We start from the raw sequence: 9,011 nt of genomic DNA, 5'->3' as shown, positions 1-9,011 counted from the left end.
TTGAGGCGCTCCCAGGGCCGGTCCGCGACGAAGAGCAGCAGATGGGCGCAGGCGTCCCCGCGCAGGTCGGTCAGGCGCAGCTCGGTGCCGCGAGCCAGGACCCGGTGCGTGTAGTTGCCGCCCGCCAGTGTCTCGGCCCACACCAGATGGCCCGCCGCGCAGGGCGGCGCGGGCCAGTCGGCGGCCGGGACGACGGGCATGGCCTCCGCCTGGGCGCCCTCCTGGGCGCGGGCGTGATCGCGGGCTCCGTACGTGGTCGATGTCCCCATCGAGGGTCCTCCGGCTCCGAAGTCGTACTGCTTCTCGTGGTGCTCGTGCTGTCTGTCCTGCTGTGCCGCTCTGTCCTGCCGATTGAATTTCTGTCGCCCGACAGAAATTAGGCGGGCGTCGAGACGCCGGCGTTGCCCGTGTGTTGCCACCCGGTTACCGATCGCTCACGGAGATCATCCGGCCGGGGGGTGTGCGAGGATCGAACGCATGGGAACGACGGGCGGGCCGGGCGGACGGCGGGTCGGCAGACCGCGGGCCGCGCAGCGGCCGGACAGTGGGCTCGCCCCGCGGGCCGAACTGCTCACCGCCGCCGCCGAGTTGTTCACCACCCGCGGCTACGCGGCCACCACCACCCGGACCATCGCCGAGCGGGCGGGGATGCGCCAGGCGTCCACCCTCGTCGTCGTACCCACCGTCCCACTACTGCGCGCCGGGACGCACCAGCCCGCTCTCGTACGCGTACACCGCGGCCTGCACCCGGTCGCGCAGCCCCAGCTTGGTCAGCACATGCCCGACATGCGTCTTGACCGTCGTCTCACTGACGAAGAGATCGGCGGCGACCTCCGCGTTCGACAACCCCCGCGCCACCAGCTTCAGCACCTCGACCTCACGCTCGGTCAACGTGTGCAGCGCGTCCGGCACCGGCTCGTCACCCGACGGGAGATGCCCCGCGTACTTGTCCAGGAGCCGACGCGTGATGCTCGGCGCGAGCATCGCCTCACCCGAGGCCACCACCCGGATCGCCTGCACCAGCTCGTTCGCCGGCGCGTCCTTCAGCAGGAAGCCGCTGGCACCGGCCCGCAACGCCTCCACCACGTACTCGTCGAGATCGAAGGTCGTCAGCACCAGCACCTTCGCCGGCCCGTCCCGCCCCGGCCCGGTGATCTGCCGGGTCGCCTCCACACCGTCCATCCGCGGCATACGGATGTCCATCAGCACCACGTCGGGCTGCAGGGCCCGCACCTGGTCGATCGCCTGAAGACCGTCTCCGGCCTCGCCGACGACCGCGATGTCCTGCTCGGCCTCCAGAATCATCCGGAACCCGGTACGCAGCAGCGGCTGGTCGTCGACAAGTAGGACGCGGATAGCCACGTAAGTCTCCTTCGGTAGTCGGCCCCATTCTGCCCTGTACGGTGCGGCGGTCCGGAAGGGGCGCGACACCGCGCCGACGCGCGGCCGACTACGGCGCTTCCGGCGGAGCCACCACCGGCAACGGATAGGGCGGGGGAGTCCCCCCGAACTCCGGACACACGGACTGGTGATCACACCAGCCGCACAGCTTCGTCGGCCGGGGCCGCCACACCCCCGTCGCAGTCGCCTCCCGGATCGCCTCCCACAGCGCCAGCAGCTTCCGCTCCACCCGCTCCAGATCGGCCACCACCGGGTCGTACGTCAGCACATCGCCACTGCCGAGATACACCAGCTGCAGCCGCCGCGGCACCACGTTCTTCAGCCGCCACACGACCAGCGCGTAGAACTTCATCTGGAACAGCGCGCCCTCCGCGTACTCCGGGCGCGGCGCCTTGCCCGTCTTGTAGTCGACGATCCGCACCTCGCCCGTGGGCGCCACATCGACCCGGTCGATGATCCCGCGCAGCTTCAGCCCGGAATCCAGCTCCGTCTCGACGAACAGCTCACGCTCGGCCGGCTCCAGCCGGGTCGGATCCTCCAGCCCGAACCAGCGCTCGACCAGGCTCTCGGCCTCACCCAGCCACCGCGCCAGCCGCTCCCCGTCCGGATCGTCCGCGAACAGCTCGACCACCTCCGGCCGCGACTCGCGCAGCCGGTCCCACTGACCCGGGATCAACGACTTCGCCTGCGGCGCCGTCCGCTCCGCCGCAGGCGCGTCGAACAGCCGCTCAAGCACCGCGTGCACCAGAGTGCCTCTCGTCGCGGCCTCGCTCGGCTTCTCCGGCAACCGGTCGATCACCCGGAACCGGTACAGCAACGGACACTGCATGAAGTCACTGGCCCGCGAGGGCGACAGCGACGCCGGCGCGGAGGGCGTCACGACCGGCGAGACGGACTCGGCGGCGCCCTCGGTGCTCATTTCCATGACGACGACCATACGGCCCGCCACTGACAGTGACCCACCCGCCGACGCCCCCCGACCGTGACAGCCCGGCGAACACAGGGGGTGCCGGGGCGGAACTCGCCGCGACGGCCGCATACCATCGACCCGAGGCCCTTCCGCCCCGGAGCGGAAAAGGGAGACGCATCCGACAAGGGGACACCGTGGACGAGAGCGGCGGGAGCGGACAGCCGCGCTCCGGCAACGATGAGTCGACCGACCGCCACACCGGCGGCACGGCGCCGACCACCGACCCCACACGCCCCGAACCCAGGACGGCCGGCACCAGAGTCGCGGAGACCGCTGAACCCGGCAAACCCGACGAGGAACCCACGCGGCCCGACGAGCCCGCCGACACCGGCGAAGCGGCCGCCCCGGAAGCCCCGAAACCGGACGCGCCCGTGGACACCCCGGGCCGAACCGGCACCACTCCCCGCCTCGCCAAGTCCCGCGTCCCCCGCAAACCCAAGGAACCCGGCGGCGGACTCCTCATGGGACGCCCCTTCGGCGTACCCGTCTATGTCGCCCCCAGCTGGTTCCTCGTCGCCGCCCTCATCACCTGGGTCTTCGGCGGCCAGCTCGACCGCGTACTGCCCGAACTCGGCGCCCTGCGCTACCTCGTCTCCCTCTTCTTCGCGGTCGCCTTCTACGCCTCCGTCCTCGTCCACGAACTCGCCCACACCGTCGCCGCCCTCCGCTTCAAACTCCCCGTACGCCGCATCCAGCTCCAGTTCTTCGGCGGCGTCTCCGAGATCGAGAAGGAGTCGGAGACCCCCGGCCGCGAATTCGTCCTCGCCTTCGTCGGCCCACTCCTCTCCCTGATCCTCGCGGGAGTCTTCTACCTCGCCCTCCAGACCGTCGAACCCGGCACCGTCCCCGGCGTCCTGCTGGCCGGCCTGATGATCTCCAACCTCATCGTGGCCGCCTTCAACCTCCTGCCAGGACTGCCCCTCGACGGCGGCCGCATGCTCCGCGCCGTCGTCTGGAAGATCACCGGCCGGCCCATGACCGGTACGATCGCCGCCGCCTGGGTCGGCCGCGCCCTCGCCGTCTCCGTCCTCGTCGGACTCCCGCTGCTCACCCAGTCCGGCGCCCTCGGCTCCACCGCCGAGGACAGCGTCGGCATGGACACCGTCACCGACGCCCTGCTCGCCGCCATCCTCGCCGCGATCATCTGGACCGGCGCCGGAAACAGCCTCCGTATGGCCCGGCTGCGCGAACACCTCCCGGAACTGCGCGCCCGCAACCTCACCCGCCGCGCCGTCCCCGTCGAGACCGACACCCCCCTCTCGGAGGCCCTGCGCCGCGCCAACGACGCCGGCGCCCGCGCCCTCGTCGTCGTCGACCCCGACGGAGAACCCCTCTCCCTCGTCCGCGAGGCCGCCATCGTCGGCGTACCCGAACACCGCCGCCCCTGGGTCTCCGTCAGCGGCCTCGCCCAGGACCTCACCGACGGCATGCGGGTCTCCGCGGAACTCTCCGGCGAGGAACTCCTCGACGCCCTGCGCGCCAACCCCGCCTCCGAGTACCTGGTGGTCGAGGAGTCCGGCGAGATCTACGGAGTCCTCTCCGCTGCCGACGTGGAACGCGCCTTCGTCAAGGCGATGGCCCGCCCGAACTAGAGCCCGCAGGCTCAGTGGGCCGACCGCCCGCGACGCCAGGAACGGGCGGCCAGGCGCTCGACCAGCAGGTAGTGGACGAGCAGCGACAGGAACCAGGTCACCCCGCCCCCGACCAGGAACAGCCCGAGAGGACTGAGCCCCGGCTGACCGCGCTCCAGCAGCCAGTACACGGGAAGGTGCAGCAGGAAGAGGCTGTACGACATCCGGCCGACCTCCGTGACCAGCTCGCCCGACAGCAGCCGCACCAGAAGGCCCCGGCCGCCGCAGAGCAGCGCCGTCAGTACGGCTGCGCTCAGGACGACCGCGACCACGTACCGCGTCTCGCCCAGCCCTCCGCCGCGCAGGACGGCCGACCCCGCGAGGGCCAATGCCGAGGCCAGGCCGGTCACCGTCAGCAGCACGGCGACCGCTCGGGACACCGCACGATCACTGCGTTCGACCAGGTGTACGAGGCAAGCGGCAACAGCGCCGGCCGCCAGAGCCAGTGACCGCACCCCGGTGAGCACGCCGACGCCGGGCAGCACCCCGCTCACCGACGCGGCGGCTCCAGCCCCGGCGAGCAGTGCGGCGACCAGCGCCACCGGAGCGAGCCTGCGCCGGACCAGGAGACCCAGGCACGCCAGCAGAAGCGCCCACGCCGTCAAGGAACACACGACGAGGTCCCACCCCCGCAGCGGAGCGAGCGGTGAACCGACCGTGGGGACTGCCCCCAGGGGCCGCCCGTGCAGCCACTGTGCCCAGCTTCCGTAACCCAGCGGTCGGGCCGGATCGAGGACCGCGCGCGCGGAACCCCACGTCCAACACAGCGTGAGGGTAAGAACGGCCACCACCAGCAGCGCGGGGACCAGCCGTTTCGCCCTGCGGAACAGGAAGCCGGCGATCCCTGTCCTGCCGGAAGCGGTCGCCCCGCGGAGCAGGGGCAGGGTGGCGAGGAAACCCGTCAGCACCAGCAGGACGTCGACGCCCGCGCCGGTCCAGGAGAAGTACCGCCCGCCCACACCCGTGTCATGCGCGAGCACGGCCAGCACAGCCGCTCCCCGCAGACCGTCCACGGCCGAGAACCGCCGCCCGCTCGCTCCTCCCTCCGAATCCGAACCCCGCGCCGACGCGGGGACCGGCGCGACCTCCGGCCCGGCATCGGCGAGCAGCACGGGGAAGCGGGCTACGTCCGCGTCGGGACCACCGCCGAGCGGTCCCCCCGACGCGACCGGTCCGCCCCCGACGCCGAACTCCGGCCACGTGACAGCGGTCGCCGCGTGCGACCCGTGGCGGGGCAGGGCACCGCTCTCGAACCACGACGACTCGGGGAGGTGGGGCGGCTGACGCCTGTAGAGCTTTTCGTTCATCGTGACCAGGTCCGGAAGCAGGAGGTGATGACGGCCTCGGCGGGACGGCCGAGGAAGGAGGTGTGGGAGCCGCCGGGAGCGCCGGCCGCGGGATCGGCGTGGAAGTCGAGGTTCCACCAGTACAGGCCGGCCATGTCACGGTCCCGGGCGACCCGGCAGGCCGCCTCGAACCAGCGCTGCTGCACCGTGGGGTTGAACTTCCCCCCGCCTTTCCAGACCGCCGGGTGACGATAGGCGCCGTCCTCCGCGATGATGCCGACCTCGCTCAGGACGACCCGGGGCAGTTTCCCGGTGCTCTTGCGGTCCAGCCAGCGCTGCCAGCCCTCGGCGATCTCCGCCACGGACGCGTCGTCGTCGAGCAGGGGGAGCGGGAAGTACGCGTCGACGCCCAGATGGTCGACGGGGACGGGGACATGCCGTGAGACGTAGTCGTCCCAGTTGGCGTCGTAGGACAGTTCACCGGGGAACGACCTGCGCGCCGTGGCGACCAGCGAACGCCAGTGCGGGTCGTCCTCCAACGACGTCAGCTCCGCCCCGACGACGAAGGTACTCGCGTGATGGCGCGCCGCGAGGCCGAGATACGGCGCCAGGAACGCCCCGTACGACCGGAACCAGGCCGCCCTGTCTGCAGGAGCGAGCGACCCGCGCCAGGCCAGCGGATCCCGGGCCACCAGGCTCTGCTCGTCGAGAAGCGGACGCAGCGTGATGCGCAGCCCGGCCGCCGCCGCGGTGTCCATGAGCATCCCCAGGTGCCGTACGGACGGCGTGCGGGCCGAAGCACCGACCTCGCTCGACGTGGGGCCGGCGGTCGCGAAGGGAAACGTCACCGAGACCGCGTTCATGTGCCTGCCGACCATGTAGTTCACCAGGCGCAGCGCGTTGCCGCGCACGGACCGGTCCGTCTCGCCCGGGTAGGTGTACCAGAGCACCTGCGCGCCGAGTTGGGGGTCCCCGCGCCGCCAGGGCCGGGCGACCCGCGCCGGCGCCGGGTCACCGGTCGCGGACGCCGACGCGGACTCCACGCGCGGCACGGCGGCACCGCCTCCGGCGGACACACACCCGGCCGTCGACAGAAGGGTCACGAGAGACAGAAGGGCCGGAAGGACGAGGCCACGAGAGCCTCGAAGACAAGTACGCATCCCTCAGGCCGGCTTCGCTATCACGACGAACTGGTTCTCCACACCGCGCAGACACCGCAGCAGCCCCCGGAAGGAACCGACCGCCTCCCACAGCGCGAAGAACGGCATCAGAGCGACCACCGCGACCGGCTCCCACCACAACCGCCGGCCGTTGGCCGACACCGACGCGTTGATCTTGAGCCCCTCCCAGTACATCCACACCGCGTAACCCATGGTCACCGCCCACAGGGGCAGGATCCACGGCGTGACGGGCGAGGTGTTGAGGTCGCCGAGAAGCGCGCCGACCGCCAGGACCACACCCACGTGCTGGAAGGGCCCCATCACCCACGTCGTCACGCTGTACATCAGCAGCGCCCTGGAACGCCGCGGCAGAGTGCGGTTGAAGGCCAGCCCCACCAGACCCCAGGACCAGCGCTCCCGCTGCTTGAGGAAGTCCCGCATGGTCGCCGGGGACGCGCCGTAACTGCGCCCGGAGAACCAGTCGCTGCGCCCCTTGTAGCGGCTCGCGAAGACCAGCGCCAGATGCGCGTCCTCGCAGATGGAGTCCGGACCGAAGTCCCAGCCGATCGTCGCCTCGACGGACGCGCGGAGCAGCAGCAGCTCGCCGTGCAGCCCGGCCAGCGGAGTACCACCGCCGGTGAGAACCGCGAAACGGGCGATGTCGTCGGCGGGGCGGATCGAGTCGGCCAGCCACGTCAGACGGTTGACAGCGTTCTCCCGCGGATACGTCAGCATGCCCTGAGCCAGGTGCTTGCCCTCCGGACCGGCGCGGCGCTGGGCGTTGATGAAACGCGCGACCTGCTCGGCCGTGTCCGGACCGACGCCCGTGTCGTCGTCCATGTGCAGCACCCACACATCGTCCAGCGCCTCACCCTCGGCGATACGCAGCTCGTGGGCGTAGTGATTGGCACGGGCCTTGAAACGGGTGCCATTGGCGGTGCGATAAGCCTTCGGCACCGTCACCACACGAATCAGAGGACTACGGGCGGCCAGCGCGTCGATGCGCTCCGCGGCCTCACAGCCTTCCTCGGTCAGGACGTCCACGCGCAGAGCGGGGAACCAGCGTGGCAGGAACGCGCAGTACGACAGCACCGACCGCTCCAGAGCGGGGTAGGTGTCGTCGCGGCCGATGGTCGGGACCAGCACGACGAGCCGGTCGTGCAGCGCCGGCACCGCTTCCGCCCAGTCGCGCTGACGGGCGATACGGCGGCGGGTCAGCACGGCACCGGCGACACCGACGAGCGAACTGACGACGGGCAGCGACCACAGGACGGTCACCACCCACCCCATCAGCGTCTGCGCGGAGGAGTACAGCGCGGTGGAGAGGACATAGGCGAGACCCGCCGTCACCAGGAACGACAGAAAACCCGGCCGCCAGACCGCCTGACGTCTCACCATCCGCGCTGCGCGGCGAGACGGGAAGACGTCGACGCCGTCAGCGGAGGCGGTCATGATCACCCACTTGTGTACGTAAAGACCTGACTCATCACCAAGAGCCGTAACGCCCTGGAAGTACTAAGCGGAACCATGCATGCCGATTGTAGATTTTGTGAAGATGATTCCCGTCACAGAGCGGGACTCCCGAAGCCGGCCCGCACCGCAGACCCGATGGTCGGCGGCCCCCGACAACACCGGTAGGCTCTTCACATGTCCGAACCGACCGGTGCCGCCCGCAGGCGCGGGCCCTTCAAGGTCGGGGACCAGGTTCAGCTGACCGACCCCAAGGGCCGCCACTACACGTTCACGCTCGAAGCCGGAAAGAACTTCCATACCCACAAGGGTTCTTTCCCGCACGACGAGCTGATCGGCGCACCCGAGGGCAGCGTTGTCCGTACCACCGGAAACGTCGCCTACCTCGCGCTGCGCCCCCTGCTCCCCGACTACGTCCTGTCCATGCCCCGCGGCGCCGCCGTGGTCTACCCCAAGGACGCGGGGCAGATCCTCGCCTTCGCCGACATCTTCCCCGGCGCACGCGTCGTCGAAGCGGGCGTCGGCTCCGGCTCGCTCAGCACCTTCCTGCTGCGTGCCGTCGGCGACCAGGGCATGCTGCACTCCTACGAGCGCCGCGAGGACTTCGCCGAGATCGCCCAGCAGAACGTCGAGCGCTACTTCGGCGGCCCCCACCCCGCCTGGCAGCTCACCGTCGGCGACCTCCAGGACAACCTCAGCGACACCGAGGTCGACCGTGTCGTCCTCGACATGCTCGCCCCCTGGGAATGCCTGGAGGCCGTCTCCAAGGCGCTCGTCCCCGGCGGCATCGTCTGCTGCTACGTGGCGACCACCACCCAGCTCGCCCGGACCGTCGAGTCCCTCCGCGAGATCGGCTGCTTCAACGAGCCGAGCGCCTGGGAGTCGATGGTCCGCAACTGGCACATCGAGGGCCTCGCCGTCCGCCCCGACCACCGCATGATCGGCCACACCGGCTTCCTGCTCACCGCCCGCCGCCTCGCCGACGGCGTCGAGCCCCCCGTGCGCCGCCGCCGCCCCTCCAAGGGCTCCTACGGCGAGGACTACTCCGGTCCCAACGCCGACGGCGGCAACGGCCGCTGACCGCGACAACGCA

General features: G+C 71.1%; 8 protein-coding genes and 1 pseudogene. 3 read left to right on the top strand and 6 right to left on the bottom strand.

Annotated elements, in window-relative coordinates:
* The coding region (locus tag STRTUCAR8_RS11920; protein WP_006375923.1) for a DUF1989 domain-containing protein at positions 1–269 on the bottom strand (269 nt) is incomplete at its 3' end.
* 208 nt (positions 270–477) lie between these two features.
* On the opposite strand from STRTUCAR8_RS11920, the pseudogene STRTUCAR8_RS49560 reads away from it, so the two are divergent.
* Positions 478–663 (top strand): annotated as a pseudogene (locus STRTUCAR8_RS49560) (TetR family transcriptional regulator); the annotation flags it as partial.
* A gap of 27 nt (positions 664–690) precedes the next feature.
* Here the strand turns inward: STRTUCAR8_RS49560 and STRTUCAR8_RS11915 are convergent.
* Together STRTUCAR8_RS11915 and STRTUCAR8_RS11910 are read right to left on the bottom strand one after the other, a co-directional pair.
* Positions 691–1,362 (bottom strand): response regulator, encoded by a 672-nt coding sequence (locus STRTUCAR8_RS11915; protein WP_006375930.1) that lies wholly within the window; start codon positions 1,360–1,362, stop codon positions 691–693.
* A gap of 88 nt (positions 1,363–1,450) precedes the next feature.
* Positions 1,451–2,326: a RecB family exonuclease gene (locus STRTUCAR8_RS11910; RefSeq protein ID WP_044472061.1), complete on the bottom strand. Its 876-nt coding sequence runs from the start codon at positions 2,324–2,326 to the stop codon at positions 1,451–1,453.
* A gap of 179 nt (positions 2,327–2,505) precedes the next feature.
* Between STRTUCAR8_RS11910 and STRTUCAR8_RS11905 the strand changes: the two genes are divergently transcribed.
* Positions 2,506–3,963, top strand: coding sequence for a site-2 protease family protein (locus STRTUCAR8_RS11905; protein ID WP_006375922.1), 1,458 nt, complete (start codon positions 2,506–2,508; stop codon positions 3,961–3,963).
* 11 nt (positions 3,964–3,974) lie between these two features.
* Here STRTUCAR8_RS11905 and STRTUCAR8_RS11900 read toward each other — a convergent pair whose 3' ends face one another.
* Genes STRTUCAR8_RS11900 through STRTUCAR8_RS11890 form a run of 3 tightly spaced genes read right to left on the bottom strand, consistent with a single transcriptional unit; the run spans position 3,975 to position 7,900 of the window.
* On the bottom strand, positions 3,975–5,309 hold the full coding sequence (locus STRTUCAR8_RS11900; RefSeq protein ID WP_044472058.1) for an acyltransferase family protein: 1,335 nt from the start codon (positions 5,307–5,309) through the stop codon (positions 3,975–3,977).
* The gene (locus tag STRTUCAR8_RS11895) at positions 5,306–6,391 is read right to left on the bottom strand and encodes a glycoside hydrolase family 113 (protein ID WP_143666447.1); all 1,086 of its coding nucleotides are present in this window, start codon (positions 6,389–6,391) and stop codon (positions 5,306–5,308) included. The genes STRTUCAR8_RS11900 and STRTUCAR8_RS11895 overlap by 4 nt, the downstream gene beginning before the upstream one ends.
* Before the next feature lie 60 nt (positions 6,392–6,451).
* Complete coding sequence (locus tag STRTUCAR8_RS11890; RefSeq protein WP_044472059.1) at positions 6,452–7,900, bottom strand: glycosyltransferase family 2 protein; 1,449 nt, start codon at positions 7,898–7,900, stop codon at positions 6,452–6,454.
* Positions 7,901–8,095: 195 nt separating this feature from the next.
* On the opposite strand from STRTUCAR8_RS11890, the gene STRTUCAR8_RS11885 reads away from it, so the two are divergent.
* On the top strand, positions 8,096–8,998 hold the full coding sequence (locus STRTUCAR8_RS11885) for a tRNA (adenine-N1)-methyltransferase (RefSeq protein ID WP_006375924.1): 903 nt from the start codon (positions 8,096–8,098) through the stop codon (positions 8,996–8,998).
* Positions 8,999–9,011: the final 13 nt, after the last annotated feature.

Source organism: Streptomyces turgidiscabies Car8 (genome assembly GCF_000331005.1).
Lineage (GTDB): Bacteria > Actinomycetota > Actinomycetes > Streptomycetales > Streptomycetaceae > Streptomyces > Streptomyces turgidiscabies.
This window is presented reverse-complemented; position numbering and strand designations above follow the sequence as displayed.

What these genes read in the sequence shown, in the direction of transcription:
- STRTUCAR8_RS11885 (WP_006375924.1), top strand. Translation starts at nt 8,096, where the DNA reads ATGTCCGAACCGACCGGTGCCGCCCGCAGGCGCGGGCCCTTCAAGGTC.
- STRTUCAR8_RS11900 (WP_044472058.1), bottom strand. Translation starts at nt 5,309, where the DNA reads ATGAACGAAAAGCTCTACAGGCGTCAGCCGCCCCACCTCCCCGAGTCG.
- STRTUCAR8_RS11890 (WP_044472059.1), bottom strand. Translation starts at nt 7,900, where the DNA reads ATGACCGCCTCCGCTGACGGCGTCGACGTCTTCCCGTCTCGCCGCGCA.
- STRTUCAR8_RS11910 (WP_044472061.1), bottom strand. Translation starts at nt 2,326, where the DNA reads ATGGAAATGAGCACCGAGGGCGCCGCCGAGTCCGTCTCGCCGGTCGTG.